Consider the following 18,403-nt stretch of genomic DNA (forward strand, 5'->3'; position numbering starts at 1 on the left):
AATGATCAGCTTGCTACACATCGACACGGCTTCGCCCCTCTTCCGTTCCGCGCTGCATCGCGGCATGATCCGTCCATGAACGATTTCAGCATGCCCGTATCCTTGCGAAAAGCCATCCGCTTCGTGCATCGCGGCCGGCTGGTCGCGCTGGGGGCCTTTTCGCCGCGCCGATCGGTGCTGGATTGGCTGCGCGAGGACATGCGCCTCACCGGCGCCAAGGAGGGCTGCGCGGAGGGCGATTGCGGCGCCTGCACGGCCGTGATCGGCCGGCTGAAGCAGGGCCGCCTCGTCTATGAGCCGGTCAACACCTGCATCCTGCTGCTCGGCCAGCTCGATGGCTGCGAGCTCATAACCATCGATGACCTTGCCCGGGATGGTGCGCTTCATCCGGTGCAGGCGGCGATGGTCACGCATCATGGCTCGCAATGCGGCTTCTGCACTCCCGGCATCGTGATGAGCCTGTTCGCGCTGTATCATGAGGGCGCGCGCCCCGTGACGCGCGAGGCGATCTGCGACGCGCTGGCGGGCAATCTGTGCCGCTGCACCGGCTATCGTCCGATTGTGGACGCTGCCTTCGATGCCTGCGCGGCCGAGGCGGCAGACCGCTTCGTGGCCGCGCGCGCCGCCACAGAAGCCATGCTGGCCGCGCTGGCGACGGACGCCGCCACGGTGATGGTGGGCCCTGGCGCTGCGGATGAAGGCTTCTTCGCCATTCCGCGCACACAGGGCGCGCTGGCGGCGCTCTACGCGCAGCACCCTGACGCGACGCTGCTCGCCGGAGCCACGGATGTCGGGCTGTGGATCACCAAGGCGCTCATGGATCTGCCGAAGATCATCTGGCTCGGACGGATCGACGGCTTCGATGCCATCACCGATCAGGATGGCGAACTGCGGATCGGTGCCGGCGTCAGCCATGCGGATGCCCACGCCAGGCTCGCCGCCATCGACCCGGACCTTGGCGAGGTGATGCGCCGCTTCGGCTCCGCTCAGGTGCGGGCGTCGGGCACTGTGGGCGGCAACATCGCCAATGGCTCGCCCATCGGCGATCTCGCCCCCTGCTTCATCGCGCTCGGCGCGAGTGTCGAGCTTCGGCGGGGTGACGAGGTCCGCACGCTGCCGCTCGAGGATTTCTTCATTGCCTATCGCAGGCAGGACCGCCGCGAGGCGGAGTATGTCAGCGCCGTCATCGTGCCGAAACTGGGCGAGGGGCAGCAATTTCGCGCGTTCAAGGTGTCCAAACGCTTCGACGAGGACATTTCGGCCGTCATGGGCGCCTTCTGCCTGACACTCGCGGATGGCCGCATCGCCGGCGCGCGCATCGCCTTCGGCGGCATGGCCGGCACACCGAAAAGGGCCCCGGCGACAGAGGCCGCGCTCAGGGACGTGTCGGTCTCGGACGAAGCCGGCTGGGCAGCCGCGCTCGCTTCCATCACGGAGGATTACCAGCCGCTCACCGACCAGCGCGCCACCAGCGCATACCGCACCACCGTGGCGCGCAACCTCCTGCTGAAAGCGTTGAGCGAGGTCGCGGGCCAAGACGGAATGCGGCTGATCGCGCAAAGGCTTGAGGCGGCAGGATGAAGGCCACTGCACTCCCTCATTCCGGGGCTGGCGCAGCCAGAGCCCGGAAACCATGACAACGATCCATGGCGAGGGGCGGTCATGTCCATCTCATGGCCAGCGGCCGGCACGGCACGCTCTATCTCGGGGTGAGCCTTGATGCCGTTCGCCGGGCGAGCTTGCATCGGCAATCGCCGATCCGGGGCTTCACGGCAAGTTATGTCGTGAAGCGTCTGGTCTGGTTCGGGGTTTTCGAAGACATCGCGCTGCGGTCGCGCGCGAAACGGACATCAGGAAATGGCGGCGCCAGTGGAAGATCAGTCTGATCGAGAAGGACGACCCGGATTGTCTGGATCTGTTCCCGGAGCTGGCGCGGCAATGGACCAGGGATTATGGTCATGGATCACAGGCCCGGCGCGCTCGCGCCGCCCCGTGATGACGGAGCGGTTCACCCCATGAATGCCAGCATCCGCACCATTGCCGGTGCGCCGCCCGAGCCGCTGCGCCATGTGCACCAGCCGCTTGCCCATGACAGCGCCACGCTGCATGTGCAGGGCTCCGCGGCCTATGTCGACGATCTGCGCGAGCCGGAGGGCACGCTGCATCTCGCCTGCGGGCTCTCGCCCGTGGCGCGCGGCAACCTCAAGGCCATGGATCTGTCCCCCGTGCTGGCACATCCCGGCGTCGTCGCTGTGTTCACCGCCGAGGATGTGCCGGGCGTCAACGACGTCTCGCCCTCGATCGGGGGTGATCCCATGTTCGCCGAGCGCCGCGTGCTGTTCCATGGCCAGGTGCTGTTCGCCGTGGCCGCCACAACGCGGGACGCTGCCCGGCGGGCCGCCCGTCTCGCCAGGATTGAGATCGACCCCGAGACGCCGCTGGTCACCGTCGACGACGCCGGGCCGACGGGGGAGAAGGTGCTTGACGATTACAGCTTCGAGCGCGGCGACATAGAGGGCGCGCTGGCGAACGCGCAGCACAGGGTCGAGGGCGTTTTCCGCATCGGCGGGCAGGAGCATTTCTATCTTGAAGGGCAGGCCGCTTTCGCCATCCCCAGGGAGGATGGCGAGGTCCTCGTCCATTCCAGCACGCAGCACCCCACCGAGGTGCAGCATGTCGTGGCCAAGGTGCTGGGCCTGCCTGATGCCTTCGTCATCTGCGAGGTGCGGCGCATGGGCGGCGGCTTCGGCGGCAAGGAGAGCCAGGCCACGCAATGGGCCGCCATCGTGGCGCTGGCCGCGCACAAGCTCAAGCGCCCCTGCAAGATCCGGCTCGACCGGGATGATGACTTCGCCACCACAGGCAAGCGCCATGACTTCCGCTGCGATTACCGCATCGGCTTCGATGGCGATGGTCGCATCGAGGCCTATGATGTCGATTATCTTGCACGTTGCGGCTATTCGGCGGATCTGAGCCAGGGTGTGGTCGACCGCGCCATGTTCCATTCGGATTCGTCCTACTGGCTGCCGGTCACCCGCATCAACACGCGCCGGCTGCGCACCAATACGGTGAGCAACACCGCCTTCCGCGGCTTCGGCGGCCCGCAGGGGATGCTGATGGCCGAGCGGATGATCGACGAGATCGCCTGGGCCCTCGGGCGCGATCCGCTCGATGTGCGCTATGCCAATCTTTACCGGCCGGGCGAGGATGTGACGCCCTATGGGCAGACCGTGACCGAACTCGACACGATGCACGCGCTGATCCGTGAGCTGGAGGCGAGGGCCGATTACCGCGCCCGGCGCAACGAGGTGGCGGCGTTCAACGAAGCATCCCGCCACATCAAGCGAGGCCTTGCTCTCACCCCGGTGAAGTTCGGCATCTCCTTCACGCTGAAGGCGCTGAACCAGGCGGGAGCGCTGGTCCATGTCTATCAGGACGGCTCGATCCAGCTGAACCATGGCGGCACCGAGATGGGGCAGGGGCTCTACCAGAAGGTGGCCCAGGTTGTGGCCGAGTGCTTTGGCGTCGATATCGCCCGCGTGCGCATCACCGCCACCACCACCGAGAAGGTGCCGAACACCGGCCCCACGGCTGCGTCATCGGGCACCGATCTCAACGCCCGCGCGGCGCTGAACGCCGCCGAGGCGATCAGGGGCCGGATGGCGGACCATGCAGCCTCGCTCTGGGGCTGCGAGGCGTCGGAGATCGCCTTCCGTGATGACCGCGTCTTCCATGCCAACGAGTCGATGGGTTTTGGCGAACTCGCCAGGAAGGCGCATCTCGACCGTGTCCACCTCTCCCATGCGGGCTTCTATGCGACGCCGGGCATCACCTGGGATCGCGCGAAGAAGCACGGCAACCCCTTCCTTTACTATGCCTTCGGCGCTGCCTGCGCCGAGGCCGAGATCGACACGCTGACGGGCGAGAACAGGCTGCGCCGCGTCGACATTCTGCACGATGTCGGAAAATCGCTGAACCCGGCCATCGACATCGGCCAGATCGAGGGCGGCTTCGTGCAGGGCATGGGCTGGCTCACCACCGAGGAGCTGGTGTTCGATGCCAGGGGCAAGCTGCTGACCCACGCGCCCGCCACCTACAAGATCCCCGTCGCCAGCGATGTGCCGGCCGATTTTCGCGTCGCGCTCTATCCCAACGCCAACCGCGCCGATGTCGTCCATGCGAGCAAGGCCGTGGGCGAGCCTCCGGTGATGCTGGCCAATGCCGTGTTTTCAGCGCTGGCCGATGCCGTCCATGCGCTGAACCCGTCCGCGCGCGTGCCGCTTGATGCGCCGGCCACGCCCGAAGCCATATTGCGCGCCTGCGAAGCGGTCAGGGGCCGGCCGATGGGAGGGGCGCGTTGAAGCCGCAGCCGCCCCGCCGGACCACATGGGCGACAGCACCATGACGACACCGGCTGCCTTGTTGCTCGGGCGGCTCGCCGGCATCGTGGCGCGCGATGGCGCGGCCACGCTCGTCACTGTGGCCGACACCAGAGGTTCGGCCCCGCGCGAGCCCGGCGCGATGATGGCGGTGCTCAGGGATGGCAGCTATCTCGGCACCATCGGCGGCGGCGCGCTGGAATGGGAGGCGCAGGTTCTGGCCCGGCAACTGGCCAGGGCTGGCGAGGGCCTGACCCGGCGCATCGACCGCGCGCTGGGCCCCGACCTTGGCCAGTGCTGCGGCGGGCGCGTTGTCCTCGATCTGAGGGTGTTCACCGCGGCCGATGCGGCGGAGCTCGCGCGGCTGCGCCTTGAGGCCGAGGCGCGCGATGGCCGGCAGCCCCTCGCCCTTTTCGGCGCGGGCCATGTCGGCCGCGCGCTGGCGCTGGCATTGGCGCCGCTGCCCTTCCGCCTGTGCTGGATCGACTCGCGCGACGACGCCTTTCCCCCCCATCTGGCGGCCAATGCCGAGGCTATGCTGACCGGCGATCCGCCCGCCGCCGTGGCGGCGCTGCCGGCCGGCAGCTTCGTGCTGGTGCTGACCCATGACCATGCGCTGGATCTCGCCATCACCGCCGCGGCGCTGTCGCGCGATGATCTGCCCTTCGTGGGGCTGATCGGCTCCGCCACCAAGCGGGCGCGCTTCCAGCGCCGCCTGCGCGAACTGGGCCTCACCGAGCATCGCATCGCGGGCCTTGCGTGCCCCATCGGACTGCCCGGCATCGCAGGCAAGGAGCCCGCCGTGATCGCTGCCAGCGTTGCGGCGCAGCTTTTGTCCGTGATGGAGGAGCACCGGGCGGCAACGCGCGCTGATGCCGCCATTCCACGTCCCCGCCCATAAATCGGGCAGCATCGCGGTGGACCCCCCTTGCGGCCCGCCGACCGGTCGCGCAAGCTGTCGGGCAATCCCCGGCTGGCGCGGGTTCCGCCGCAAGCGCTGGAGGAGACAGAACAATACGGGAGGTTTCGACATGCAATCATTCGCCAGATGGGCCGCCGCTGCGGCCTTCCTCGCTGCCGGCGCCGCGGGCGTGCAGGCGCAGGCCATCACTGAACTCAGGCTTGGCACCGAGGGCGATTATCCGCCCTTCAACGCGCTGAACGCCAACAAGGAGCTTGTCGGCTTCGAGATCGATTACGGCAACGCGCTGTGCGAGAAGATGAAGGTGAAGTGCACCTGGGTGGTGCAGGATTGGGACGGCATCATCCCTGCGCTGCTCGCCAAGAAGTACGACGTCATCATCGCCGGCATGAACGCCACCGAAGAGCGCGCCAAGCGCGTCGACTTCACCGCCGTCTACACCCGCACGCCGATCTCGATGATCACCGCCAAGTCTGTGACATCTAACGACATGTCGCCCGCCGCCCTCAAGGGCAAGGCCATCGGCGCGCAGGGCTCCACCATCCACGCAAACTGGCTGGAGAAGCACTACAAGGACGCCAACATCCGCCTCTATCCCAAGCAGGAGGATGCCAACCTCGACCTCTTGAACGGCCGCCTCGACTATATCGTGGCCGATCGCCTCGCGCTCGAGGACTTCCTCGCCGCCCGCGGCAAGGATTGCTGCCGCCTTGTGGGCGACATCCAGCGCGATCCGCAGATCCATGGCCCTGGCGTCGGCATGGCGGTGCGCAAGGAGGACGCCGCCATCAAGGACATGCTGAACAAGGCCATCGCCGAGTCCCTCGCTGACGGCACCCATGCCCGCATCGCCGCCAAGTGGTTCAAGTTCCCCGTGATGTGAGGCCGCGAAAGACGGCGTCACCCCCGGCGGCCTGAAGGGCCGGGAAGGGTATCGGGCCAGCCGTCAGGGCGCCGGGTTCCCTTCCCCTCCGCCTCGCTGCGTCCGGACATGGCGCCTCCCTTCCGCTTCGATCCGCCATCCCGGAGCCTCCGCCCTCCATGTTCAGCAACCTCCACTATCTCGGGTTTGGCGATGGCGGCTGGGGCTGGGCTCTGCTGCAGGGGGCGGGCGTCACCATCTCGATCGCGCTGGCGACGCTGCCCTTCGGGCTGGGTCTGGGCCTCGTCATCGCGCTCATGGCGCGCTCGCAAAGCGCCGTGGCCCGCTGGTTCGCCACCGTCTACACCACGGTTTTCCGCGGTGTGCCGGAGTTGCTGACGCTCTACATCATCTATTTCGGAGTGCAGATCGTGGTCCAGCGCATGCTGGAAACCATCGGCATCAAGGGCTTCTCGATCCACCCCTTCGTGGCCGGCATGGTGGCGCTCGGCATCGTGCTCGCAGCCTTTTCGTCCGAGGTCTGGTCTGGCGCGCTCAACGCCATCCAGAAGGGCCAGCGCGAGGCCGGCGCGGCGCTGGGGCTGTCGAAGGCGCAGGTCTTCCGGTTCATCGTCTTTCCCCAGCTCATGCGCGTGGCGTTGCCGGGCCTCGGCAACAACTGGATGGTGCTGCTGAAGGAGACCTCGCTCGTCTCCGTCATCACCTTGCAGGACATCATGTTCATCGCCCAGCGCGGCTCATCCAACACCAAGGAGCCCTTGCTGTTCTTTACCGCCGCAGCGCTGATCTACCTGTTCTTCTCGCTGATCTCCTCGTGGCTCTTCGTTCGGCTTGAGCGCCGCTCCAACCGGGGCCAGGCCGCCTTCGGGGGGCAGTTGCGGTGAGGTGGTGCGATCATCCCGGCTACTGGGTGGGCTCCGAGGTTTTGCAGAATTATGGCTGCCGCATGGCCACGGGCCTCGGCATCACGCTTCAGCTTGTGGCCATCTCGGTGTCGCTGGGCTTCGTCATCGGGCTCGGGCTCGCTCTGGCGCGGCTTTACGGCCCGCGCTGGTCGGGAGCGCTGGTTGGCGGCTACACCACCTTCTTCCGGGGCACGCCGCTGCTCTGCCAGCTCTTCCTGGTTTATTACGGCCTCGGGCAGCTTCGGCCCTTCTGGCAGGATGTCGGCCTGTGGTGGTTCTTCCGCGAGCCCTATTACTGCGCGCTCTTCACCTTCACCATCAACACGGCGGCCTATCAGGCGGAGGTGCTGCGCGGCGCCATCCAGTCCATTGGCAAGGGCCAGTTCGAGGGCGCCGCCGCGCTCGGCCTGCACCGCTGGGCCACGCTGCGCCATGTGGTGCTGCCCCAGGCCATGATCGTGGCGCTGCGCCCGCTGGGAAACGAGCTGATCGTGATGATCAAGTCATCGTCCGTGGCCTCGCTGGTCACGCTGTTCGATCTGATGGGCGCGACGCGCCTCGCCTTCGCCCGCTCCTTCGATCTCAGCATCTACCTCTACGCAGCGCTCCTCTACCTTGCGATGGTGGAGATCATCCGCCGGCTCTGGGATGTGATGGAGCGCAGGCTGACGCGGCATGTGGTGGTCAGATAGACTTTCGCCACAATCGCCGCCTAGACAGTGATCGAGGTCTGCGGGGTCTTGATCCATTTGCCAGCCAGTTCATGGCGTAATCCGATCTCCACACGAGGCAAGGAGGCAGGCTATGGCTTTGGGCGCTCCGTTGGGCAACCCGCCGCATTTCACCTTCGATGTCTTCGATACGACGCTGTGCCGGCTGGTGCATTCGCCCGAGGACCTTCACCTGATCGTTGGCAGAAAGCTGCTCAGGCAAGGCATCAGCTCCTGCTGCACGCCCGTTTTCGTCGCCTCGCTGCTTCGGCAAGCCGGCATCGATGCTCCCTGCCGGGTCGGGGCCTCCAGCGAACGCTGCAAGAGCAAGTCCGAGGGGACGCTCGATGACGAGGTCGCGGCGGAGCGTGGCGTTGCCCCGTCCTCCTTCCGGCATCTGGGCAGCAATGTCGTCGCCGATGTGCGCAATGCCCGGGGCCGGGGCGCCGAATTCTTCACCGGATCGCACCCAACGACGCGCGAGCGCATGCTGGCGGCCTCTGGCCAAGGCGAATTTCTGGCCTCCGCCATCGCAGGCTCTGCCCGGGCCGCGCGCCTGGCTCAGCCGGAGTCAGGCAAGGAAGGCATCGTGACGGCGTCTGCCAGCGTCGGGGGGCCGCTGTTCATGGCCTACACGTTATGGGTCCTGCTCGATGTCTTGAAGCGCGGCGGCCGCGCCATCCATTTCCTCGCCCGTGACGGCCAGATCCTGGCCAGGATCTGCGAGCGGCTGGTGCGCTGGCTCAAGCTCGATGTCGAGGTGCGCTATGTCTACGCATCGCGGCAGGCTTTCCTGCTGCCGGCGCTGCCGGTGGAGAGCCCCGCCATCGTCGAAGAGGCGCTGGCCCTGGCCTACTATGACGTCGTCACGCTCGGTGAAGCGCTCACCGTGCTGAAGTACAGCCCCGCGGACATCGCATCGGTTGCCGGAGAATTGCCCTTCGAGATGAGCCGGACATCAGCATCGCTCTCGCCGGAGGAGCGGCGCGCCCTTGTCGGCGCGCTGCTGGCGCCGTCCCTCCTGGAGCCGCTGCAAGGCCGGGCGCGCGAGGCCCGGGAACCCGCGCTGCGCTATCTCGGGGAGGCCGGGCTGCTGGATGCGGATGAAGCCTGCATCGTCGATTTCGGGTGGCGGGGGACCACGCAACTGCGGATGCAGAAGCTGCTCGGAAGCCGCGTGAAGCTGCATGGATACTATATCGGCATCAACAATCCCGTGCTTGGCGCCAACGACAGCCATCAGGCATGGACGAGCGAGATTCCCTGGAATGTCGGCCTGCTGGAGGTCATGGCCGCCGCGGATCACACCAGCGTCAAGGGCTTCGCCTTCTCGCAGGACGGCAAGCCGATCTGCTCGCCGCCCGTCCGCGAAAACACCGTTCTGATCGAATGGGGCGCCCTCGTGCAGCAGGAGGTGGCGCTGCGTTTCGTCGACAATCTGCTGGGCGCTGTGGACCCGGAGCTGTTCAGCGCGCAGGAGATGCAGGCCGCCCTTCAGGCGGCGGCCATCGATGCCCACCGCCATTTCAGGCTGTCGCCGACCCCGGCGGAGGCGGAAGCCTATGGCGCGATCCCCCACCACGCCGGCGTCACGCACGAGGTCGCCAAGGATCTGGCTCCGCTCGTGACCAGCGGCGATCTTCTCCGCCATCTGGTCGACAAACGGGCGCGGCGCACGGTGTCAAGCTGGTACACGGGCTCATTGGCGCGATCGGCGCGAGCCTCCCTCCTGCCGAGGGTGATGCACGCTTCCATCGAGCTATACCTGCGGCTCCGCGTGCGCCTGTCCTTCAGGCTGAAACACAGGGACATCACGCACGAAGGCCGGCAGCCGCTCAACGACGCAACCGCCGCCCGCCACGCCGCCGGAGCGGATGGCAGGGCTCAGCCGATGGTGTGACGCGGGGCCGCGGGAAGCGCCCTGCAAGTGCATGAGATGATGGCCTCGGGATCGCTTGGCATGCCGCCATGGGCATTTCCGGCATTAGGTAGCAAATGCACCAACGCAAAGTTGGTCGTTGACACAGGTAGGCCATTGGCCTACAGGTGCTTTGTGCAGCGATTGCCACTGGCTCAAGCTGTGCTTTGGGAGCGCTTTGCAGGTGGTGGTAATGCAGAAAGTCGAAAATGTAATTCCGTTTCGGGCTCAAGGACACCCTATCGAGTTCGTGATGACCAAATCATTCGATCGTGACTGTACCAATGTTTTGTCGCCGGATGAATGTACTGGTTTAGTGAACTACCTTTCGGCTCACCCAGACAAAGGAGCTGTCATCCGTGGCACTGGCGGCCTCCGCAAGCTCCGATGGACGGCAAAAGGTCAAGGAAAGCGTGGTGGCGCTAGGATCATTTACTATTTCCGAGACTTGAATTTCCCGCTTTTCTTGCTTGCTGTTTATTCGAAGGGCCAAAAAATGGACCTTACCCGAGAGAACTACAGGCAAATCGAGGCAAAAGTTGCCTTGGTCTTAGAACGAATGTGTTGGTCCACCGGATTTATCCGGGTCCCAAACCGGCAAGCTTAGATGTACGAGGAGAGAACCATGAACGACGGTCACAAGATAATTGAGGGGCTCGATGACGTGCTCGCTTGGACCGAGGGTGATCAGTCGGCCGCCCGCATTCTCAAATGGGAGGCTCCGACAAGCATCGATGTTCGTCGGGTGCGCGATAAGCTTGGGATGACGCAGCGCCAGTTTGCCGCGAGGTTCGGTTTGAAATTGGATACGTTGAGGAATTGGGAGCAAGACAAACGTTGCCCAGATGCGACCGCTCGCGTTTTGCTGACGTTGATTGACCGCGACCCTGAGATGGTAAAGCGAGCTCTCGCTATTTGAAATAGAAAAGCCGCCCAAACGGGCGGCTTTTCGGGCCGGGGAATGGTTCCAGCAGTCGGGTTTGCACTGGCTCGCTAGGGGTCCGATCCCCCTCCGGTCCACCATTCATATGACAAACGTTGATGTCCGTCTAGTTGGCTTCAAGGTTTGAAGCTCCAGGCCACGCCCCATGCCTTCCCGTCCTTGGAAAGAAACTCGATACCTCGAACGGCAAGGGCAGCTTCAATTGCCTTTAGGGTGGCCGGAATGGGCGTTCGACGGCCCTTCTCAAAGTCGCGGACCGTTGACAGCGAAACGCCAGCAGCGGCTCCGGGGAGCAGGGGAGCGCCGGCAGACGCTGCCTGTCGTGGCGATGTGGACCTAAGGCACCTCTGCGGCGCGCGGAACTGGCGGAAATCCGCATGGGGAGGATCCCGGCTCGCAAGATGCCAGACTGGCGGCAGGATGAGCATGGCCGGCGCCACCGCCCCCAAATGAAAAGGGGCAGCTTGCGCCGCCCCTTTCCGATCTCGTTGGCATTGTCGAACGCGAGCCCGATCAGACGCCGAGCCTCTTTGCAGAGAGGACCCAGCCCTTTTGAGACCGCGAATGATGACAATGAGACACTGGATCACCTCCTTTCTGAAAAAAGCCGGCGACTTTGCCGACCGATACAAGGTGGTGTGAGTCGGGTTAACAACCAATAGCAAAACGGTGACGGCGCGGGGTTCCCTGCGCTCAAATCGGCGTCATCGCGCCCGCGCCTGCACAGCCCGTGGGCGCGCGCCGCACTGGCGCGGGGCGTTCCGTTGCGCTAGTGCGGGAAGCCTTTTTTCCTGCTTCACGGAGAACCCTGATGAACGTCGCATTCCTTGGCCTTGGCGTGATGGGCTATCCGATGGCAGGTCACCTGCTGCGCAAGGGCGGTCACGCCGTCACGGTCTATAACCGCACCTTCGCCAAGGCGGAGGCCTGGGTGGCGGAGCATGGCGGGAAAGCTGCCCGCACGCCGGCCGAGGCCGCTGCCGGGCAGGACATCGTCTTCGCCTGCGTGGGCAATGATGACGATCTGCGCGCCGTCACCATCGGCGAGGGCGGCGCCTTTGCCGCCATGGGCAAGGGCACGATCTTCGTGGACCACACCACAGCCTCGGCGGATGTCGCGCGCGAGCTTCACGCGGCGGCCAAGGCGCGCGGCTTCGATTTCATTGATGCGCCCGTCTCGGGCGGGCAGGCGGGCGCGCACAATGGCGTGCTCACCGTGATGTGCGGCGGGGATGAGGCACCTTACGCCAGAGCCGAGCCGGTGATCGCCAGCTTCGCGCGCATGTGCAAGCTGCTGGGGCCAAGCGGCGCGGGCCAGCTCACCAAGATGATCAACCAGATCTGCATCGCCGGGCTGGTGCAGGGCCTCTCCGAAGGTCTGCATTTCGGCCAGCGCGCCGGGCTCGACATCGAGGCTGTGGTGGAGGTGATCTCCAAGGGCGCAGCCGGCTCCTGGCAGATGGAGAACCGCCACAAGACCATGAACGCCGGCAAATATGATTTTGGCTTCGCGGTGGACTGGATGCGCAAGGACCTCGGCATCGTGCTGGCCGAAGCCCGCCGCAACGGCGCGAACCTGCCAGTCACCGCGCTGGTGGACCAGTTCTATGCCGAAGTGCAGAAGATGGGCGGCGCGCGTTGGGACACGTCGAGCCTGATGGCGCGGCTCAACAGGTGACGGCTCAGGGGCTGACGCAGCGCAAGGCCGTGATGGACGTGCGCGGCCAAAAGCGCCGCGTCAGTCATCACCTCACCGTCCCTTGAACGCTGGCGGCCGCTTCGTCATGAAGGCCATGATCGCCTCCTGGAAATCGTCGGTGCGGCCGGCCTGGCGCTGCAGGTCCGCTTCCAGCTGGAGCTGGGCGGCGAAGTCGTTGTCGAGGGATCTGGCAAGCGCCTGCTTGATCATGCGGTAGGCGAGGGCAGGGCCGGTGGCGAAGGGCTTCACGAAGGCGGCCACTTCCCCGGCGAAGCTGGCGTCGTCGAACACCTTGTAGATCAGGCCCATCGCCTGGCCTTCCTCGGCGCTCACGCGGTCGGCCGTCAGGCACAGCGCCAGCGCCCGCTTCATGCCCACGATGCGCGGCAGCAGCCAGGTGCCGCCGGCGTCGGGCAGCAGCGCGATCCTTGCGAAGGCCTCCTGGAAATAGGCCGAGCGCGCCGCCACCACGAGATCGCAGGAGAGCACGAGGTTGGCGGCCGCGCCCACGGCAGGCCCGTTGATCGCCGCGACGGTGATCTTGGGATAGTCGATCAGCCGCAGCGCCAGCGGGTTGTAGTCGCGCTCAAGCGGCGGGCCGAGATCGAGCTTGCCGTCGGCGTCCATGGGCAGCTTCTCGGTGAGATCCTGACCGGATGAAAACGCCCGGCCGGCGCCGGTGAACACGACGACACGCACCGCCTCATCCGCTTCGGCGGCATCCAGCCCCGCCCGGATGCCCTCGAACATCTGCGCCGAAAAGGCGTTGAGCTTCTCAGGCCTGTTGAGCGTGATGGTGGCGACGCCATTCGCGGCGGCATAAAGGGCGGCATCGGTCATGGCGGCGTTTCCGGGCTTATTGGTTTAGTTATGAACTATGCCCCAGGCCTTGCCGTTTTCCAAGGAGCGGGCGCTCAGTCTGCGGGTGGCGGGCCGTCCTTGCTGCGGCGCTTTCGCCCTTCCGCCAGCGCGTGGAAAGCGCCGCGCAGCGTGCGGCAATCCTGCTCGGTCATGGCCAGACGGTGCAGGATGTCGCGCAGGTTGCGGGCCATGATCTCGCGTTTGTCGGGCGGAAAGAAGCCGCCCCGGTCGAGCTCATCCTCCAGATAATCGAACAGGGACACGATCATCTCGCGCGCCGCGGGGAGCTGCGCGTCCGGATCGAACGGCTTGATGTCGCCATGCGCGGCACGGAACCACTCATAGCCCATGAGCAGCACCGCCTGCGCAAGGTTGAGCGAGGCGAACTGCGGGTTGACCGGAAAGGTCACGATCGCGTCGGCCAGGCTGATCTCCTCATTCTCGAGCCCGGTGCGCTCGCGCCCGAACAGGATGCCGACACCCTGGCCTGCGCTCACCCGGCTCGCCACCTCGGGCATCATCTCGGCGGGCGTGAACACCCGCTTCATCTGGCCGCGATTGCGGGCGGTTGTGGCGAAGACGAGGTTGAGATCGCCGATGGCGGAGCGCGCATCGGCGAAGAGCCGCGCCGATTGCAGGATATGCACGGCGCCCGAAGCCGCCTGATGCGCGCCCTTGGGCAGCCCGCCGCCCGTAGGCCAGCCATCGCGCGGCTTCACGAGGCGCAGGTCGCTGAGGCCGAAATTCGCCATGGCGCGCGCCACCATGCCGATGTTCTCGGCCAGTTGCGGCTCCACCAGGATGATGGCCGGGGAAGGCCCCTCGCGGCTGATCAATGTGTGGTTCGTGCCTGCGCCGGTCATGGCCCGCGCATAGCGCAGCACGCAGCCAAAGGCGAGAGGCGGCTGGGCTGGACGCGCCGCAAGGACACATGGTGACAGATTGAAGAAGCTGTAACCTTGAGCCCAAAGCCGTGCTTGCCGGCCATGGCGCGCGCGCGCTAGACAGCGCTGAACGGCTTGCGTCCCCGTGCCGCGCGCCTGACACAGCCAATCACATGCCCCCGGGAAGGTCGCTCCTCATGAACAAGATCAAGGTTGAAGGCACCGTCGTCGAAATGGACGGCGACGAGATGACCCGCATCATCTGGCAGTACATCAAGGACAAGCTGATCCACCCCTATCTCGACATCAAGCTCGACTATTACGACCTCGGCATCGAACACCGCGATGCAACCGACGATCAGGTCACGATCGACGCGGCCAACGCCACCAGGAAGCATGGCGTGGCCGTCAAGTGTGCGACCATCACGCCTGACGAGGCCCGCGTCGAGGAATTCAAGCTCAAGCAGATGTGGAAGTCGCCCAATGGCACGATCCGCAACATCCTTGGCGGCGTCATCTTCCGTGAGCCGATCATCTGCAAGAACGTGCCGCGCCTGGTGCCGGGCTGGACCCAGCCCATCATCGTCGGCCGCCATGCCTTCGGCGACCAGTATCGCGCCACCGATTTCCGCTTCCCCGGCAAGGGCACGCTGACGATCAAGTTCGTCGGCGAGGATGGGCAGGTCATCGAGCGCGAGGTGTTCAGGTCCCCTGGCGCCGGCGTCGCCATGGCGATGTACAACCTCGATGACTCGATCCGGGACTTCGCCCGCGCCTCGCTGAATTATGGGCTGAACCGCAAGCTGCCGGTCTACATGTCCACCAAGAACACGATCCTCAAGGCCTATGACGGCCGCTTCAAGGACATCTTCGAGGAGGTGTTCGCCACCGAGTTCAAGGCCAGGTTCGAGGCGCTGAAACTCACCTACGAGCACCGCCTCATCGACGACATGGTGGCGTCGGCGCTCAAGTGGTCCGGCGGCTATGTCTGGGCCACAAAGAATTATGACGGCGACGTGCAGTCCGACATCGTTGCGCAGGGCTTCGGCTCGCTGGGCCTGATGACCTCGGTCCTGATGACGCCGGATGGCAAGATCGTTGAATCCGAGGCCGCGCACGGCACGGTCACGCGCCACTATCGCGAGCATCAGAAGGGCAAGGAGACCTCGACCAACTCCATCGCCTCGATCTACGCCTGGACCGGCGGGCTCAAGCATCGCGCCAAGCTGGACAACAACCTCCAGCTCGCCCGCTTCGCCGAGACCCTCGAGAAGGTCTGCGTCGACACAGTGGAAAGCGGCTTCATGACCAAGGACCTCGCGCTGCTGGTCGGCGCGGATCAGCGCTGGCTGTCGACAACCGGCTTCCTTGACAAGATCTCCGAGAACCTGACTCGCGCCATGGCGGCCTGATCGCCCTCACGCGGCAGAACTGGAAAAGGCCGGCGCGAAGCCGGCCTTTTTCATGAGGTGAGGCCAATGGTTTGACAGCCTTTCCCAGGCCGGCCCTGCTCAGGCGCCGAGCGCGGCCTCGATGGCGGCGATGGCCTCGGGCGCCTTCGCGCCCTCCGGCCCGCCTGCCTGCGCCATGTCGCGCCGGCCGCCGCCGCCCTTGCCGCCGAGCGCTTCCGCCGCGGCGCGCACCAGCGCCACGGCATCGAAGCGCTCGGCGAGATCGTCCGTCACGCCCACCACGACGCCGGCCTTGCCATCGGCGCCGACACCGACAATGGCCACGACGCCGGAGCCGAGCTGAGCCTTGGCGGCATCGGCGAGGCTCTTGAGATCCTTCATCTCCACGCCCGAGATGGCGCGGCCGATGAAACGCACCCCGGCAATCTCGCGCTCCGGATCCGCGCTGCCCGCGCCGCCGCCCATGGCCAGCTTCTTGCGCGCCTCGGAAAGCTCGCGCTCCAGCCTGCGCCGCTCCTCGATGATCGTGCCCAGCCGCTCCGCCGCCTCGCCGGGCGTGGTCTTGAGCAGGCCCGCCAGCTCGTGCAGACGGCGGCTTTCCGCCGCAAGATGGCGGCGGGCAGCCTCGCCGGTCATGGCTTCGACGCGGCGCACGCCGGCTGCGACCGCGCCTTCGCTGACGATGGTGATGAGCCCGATGTCGCCGGTGGCGGCGGCGTGGGTGCCGCCGCAGAGTTCCACCGAGAAGGTCTTGCCCGCGCGCTCGCCCGTCCGCACAGTGCCCATGGACACCACGCGGACTTCATCGCCATACTTTTCGCCGAACAGCGCGCGCGCGCCCGAGGCGATGGCGTCATCCACGCCCATGAGTCTTGTCACGATCGGCTCGTTCTGCAGCACGATGCGGTTGGCGATCGCTTCCACGGCCTCCAGCTCGACGGGGGCGATGCCCCTGCTGTGGCTGAAATCAAAGCGCAGCCGTTCGCCCGAGACCATCGAGCCTTTCTGCGCGACATGGTCGCCAAGGGTCAGGCGCAGCGCCTCGTGCAGCAGATGGGTCGCCGAATGGTTGGCGCGGATGGCGCCGCGGCGGCCGCTGTCCACCACAAGCTCCGCCACCTTGCCAGGCGCCAGCACGCCGGCCTCGACCATCACCTCGTGGACGAAGACATCGCCCACCTTCTTTTGCGTGTCGGTGATGCGGGCGCTGAAGCCTTCGCCCCTGACGATGCCTGTATCGCCAACCTGACCGCCGGACTCGGCATAGAACGGCGTCTGGTTCACCAGCACGAAGCCGGTCTCTCCGGCCGCCAGCGCCTCCACCTCCGCGCCGCCGCGCACCAGCGCGGTGATCACGCCCTCGGCGCTCCCGGACGCATAGCCAAGGAACTCGGTCGGCCCCACCTTGTCGCGCAGGCCGAACCACACCGTGTCGGCCGCAGCCTCGCCGGAGCCGGCCCACGCCGCCCTCGCCTTGGCCTTCTGCTCTGCCATGGCGGCATCGAAACCAGCGACATCCACGCCGATGTCGCGCGCTCTCAGCGCATCCTGCGTCAGGTCGAGCGGGAAACCGAATGTGTCGTAGAGCGTGAAGGCGACCGAGCCCTTGAGCTTGTCGCCCGCGCCCATGCCGGATGTTTCGGAATCGAGGATCGAGAGGCCGCGCGCCAGCGTGGTGCGGAAGCGGGTCTCCTCGAGCTCAAGCGTCTCGGCGATCATCGCCTCGGCGCGCGCCAGCTCCGGATAGGCCTGCCCCATCTCGCGCACCAGCACGGGCAGCACCTTGTGCAGCAAGGGCTCGCGCGCGCCGAGCAACTGCGCATGACGCATGCCGCGGCGCATGATCCGGCGCAGCACATAGCCGCGCCCCTCGTTGGAGGGAAGCACGCCATCGGCGATCAGGAAGGACGCGCAGCGCAGATGGTCGGCGATGACGCGGTGGCTCGCCTTCCGGGCGCCGGCCGGATCGACCTCTGTCAGGTCTGCGACGCGCCCGATCAGTGCCCGGAACAGGTCGATCTCGTAATTGTCATGGGTGCCCTGCAGCACGGCGGCGATCCGCTCCAGCCCCATGCCGGTGTCGATCGACGGGTGGGGCAGGCTCAGGCGCTGGCCCTCGGCCGTCTCCTCGTATTGCATGAACACGAGGTTCCAGATCTCGATGAACCGGTCGCCATCCTGATCGGGCGAGCCGGGTGGGCCGCCAAAGATGTGCTCGCCATGATCGTAGAAGATTTCCGAGCACGGGCCGCAGGGACCGACATCGCCCATCCGCCAGAAATTGTCCGATGTCGGGATGCGGATGATGCGGCTGTCGGGCAGGCCCGCGATCCTGCGCCAGAGCCCGTGCGCCTCGTCATCCTCGGAAAAGACCGTGACGGTCAGCTTCTCCCTGGGCAGGCCATATTCCCGTGTCACCAGGTTCCAGGCCAGCTCGATGGCGACATCCTTGAAGTAGTCGCCGAACGAGAAGTTGCCGAGCATCTCGAAGAAGGTGTGGTGGCGGGCGGTATAGCCAACATTGTCAAGGTCGTTGTGCTTGCCGCCGGCGCGGACGCTCTTCTGCGCGGTGGTGGCGCGGCTGTAGGGGCGCTTCTCCACGCCGGTGAAGATGTTCTTGAACTGCACCATGCCCGAATTGGCGAACAGCAGGGTCGGATCGTTGCGCGGAACCAGCGGGCTCGAAGGCACCACCTCATGGCCATTGGCCTTGAAGTAATTCAGAAAAGTCGACCTGATCTCGTTGACGCCACTCATGGCCAGAGCACCCGATTCAAAGGACCGCGACGGCACGGCGGGCCGCCTCGCAATCCTGTCTGTCTAGTGGCGGGTTCAGCCGATGTCCACACAGCCGATGCTGCGGGCCGGCCAGCTGGGCTGGGGCCGG

The 18,403-nt window shown here is 66.0% G+C and carries 13 protein-coding genes and 1 pseudogene; 11 read left to right on the plus strand and 3 right to left on the minus strand.

Annotation, left to right across the window (positions count from 1 at the left end):
• The first annotated feature begins 102 nt into the window (after positions 1–102).
• The 10 genes and pseudogenes from xdhA to HEQ16_08195 all read left to right on the plus strand — a co-directional run bounded on the left by xdhA (position 103) and on the right by HEQ16_08195 (position 12,338).
• Positions 103–1,581, plus strand: coding sequence for a xanthine dehydrogenase small subunit (xdhA, locus tag HEQ16_08150; GenBank protein MCO4054013.1), 1,479 nt, complete (start codon positions 103–105; stop codon positions 1,579–1,581).
• A 65-nt stretch (positions 1,582–1,646) separates the two neighbouring features.
• A pseudogene (locus HEQ16_08155) lies at positions 1,647–1,996 on the plus strand (GIY-YIG nuclease family protein).
• A 19-nt stretch (positions 1,997–2,015) separates the two neighbouring features.
• On the plus strand, positions 2,016–4,361 hold the full coding sequence (xdhB, locus tag HEQ16_08160; GenBank protein ID MCO4054014.1) for a xanthine dehydrogenase molybdopterin binding subunit: 2,346 nt from the start codon (positions 2,016–2,018) through the stop codon (positions 4,359–4,361).
• Between the two features lie 40 nt (positions 4,362–4,401).
• A complete protein-coding gene (gene xdhC / locus HEQ16_08165) occupies positions 4,402–5,280 on the plus strand; it encodes a xanthine dehydrogenase accessory protein XdhC (protein MCO4054015.1) in 879 nt (292 codons plus the stop codon).
• 130 nt (positions 5,281–5,410) lie between these two features.
• Positions 5,411–6,184, plus strand: coding sequence for a transporter substrate-binding domain-containing protein (locus HEQ16_08170; protein ID MCO4054016.1), 774 nt, complete (start codon positions 5,411–5,413; stop codon positions 6,182–6,184).
• Between the two features lie 158 nt (positions 6,185–6,342).
• A complete protein-coding gene (locus tag HEQ16_08175; protein MCO4054017.1) occupies positions 6,343–7,068 on the plus strand; it encodes an ABC transporter permease subunit in 726 nt (241 codons plus the stop codon).
• A gap of 62 nt (positions 7,069–7,130) precedes the next feature.
• Complete coding sequence (locus HEQ16_08180) at positions 7,131–7,781, plus strand: ABC transporter permease subunit (GenBank protein ID MCO4054018.1); 651 nt, start codon at positions 7,131–7,133, stop codon at positions 7,779–7,781.
• Positions 7,782–7,893: 112 nt separating this feature from the next.
• Positions 7,894–9,699, plus strand: coding sequence for a hypothetical protein (locus HEQ16_08185; protein MCO4054019.1), 1,806 nt, complete (start codon positions 7,894–7,896; stop codon positions 9,697–9,699).
• 643 nt (positions 9,700–10,342) lie between these two features.
• Complete coding sequence (locus HEQ16_08190) at positions 10,343–10,636, plus strand: helix-turn-helix domain-containing protein (protein MCO4054020.1); 294 nt, start codon at positions 10,343–10,345, stop codon at positions 10,634–10,636.
• A gap of 832 nt (positions 10,637–11,468) precedes the next feature.
• Positions 11,469–12,338, plus strand: coding sequence for an NAD(P)-dependent oxidoreductase (locus tag HEQ16_08195; GenBank protein ID MCO4054021.1), 870 nt, complete (start codon positions 11,469–11,471; stop codon positions 12,336–12,338).
• 72 nt (positions 12,339–12,410) lie between these two features.
• On the opposite strand, the gene HEQ16_08200 is transcribed toward HEQ16_08195, so the two are convergent.
• Positions 12,411–13,199 carry a 2-(1,2-epoxy-1,2-dihydrophenyl)acetyl-CoA isomerase gene (locus HEQ16_08200; protein ID MCO4054022.1) on the minus strand — a complete coding sequence of 263 codons (789 nt, stop codon included), beginning with the start codon at positions 13,197–13,199 and terminating at the stop codon, positions 12,411–12,413.
• Between the two features lie 74 nt (positions 13,200–13,273).
• Positions 13,274–14,083, minus strand: coding sequence for an RNA methyltransferase (locus HEQ16_08205; GenBank protein MCO4054023.1), 810 nt, complete (start codon positions 14,081–14,083; stop codon positions 13,274–13,276).
• A 218-nt stretch (positions 14,084–14,301) separates the two neighbouring features.
• Here HEQ16_08205 and HEQ16_08210 point away from each other — a divergent pair, with 218 nt between their 5' ends.
• Complete coding sequence (locus tag HEQ16_08210; protein MCO4054024.1) at positions 14,302–15,516, plus strand: NADP-dependent isocitrate dehydrogenase; 1,215 nt, start codon at positions 14,302–14,304, stop codon at positions 15,514–15,516.
• Between the two features lie 99 nt (positions 15,517–15,615).
• Here the strand turns inward: HEQ16_08210 and alaS are convergent, their stop codons facing one another.
• Positions 15,616–18,273 carry an alanine--tRNA ligase gene (gene alaS, locus HEQ16_08215; GenBank protein ID MCO4054025.1) on the minus strand — a complete coding sequence of 886 codons (2,658 nt, stop codon included), beginning with the start codon at positions 18,271–18,273 and terminating at the stop codon, positions 15,616–15,618.
• Between the last annotated feature and the right edge of the window lie 130 nt (positions 18,274–18,403).

This window comes from Bosea sp. (in: a-proteobacteria) (assembly GCA_023910605.1).
Lineage (GTDB): Bacteria > Pseudomonadota > Alphaproteobacteria > Rhizobiales > Beijerinckiaceae > Allobosea.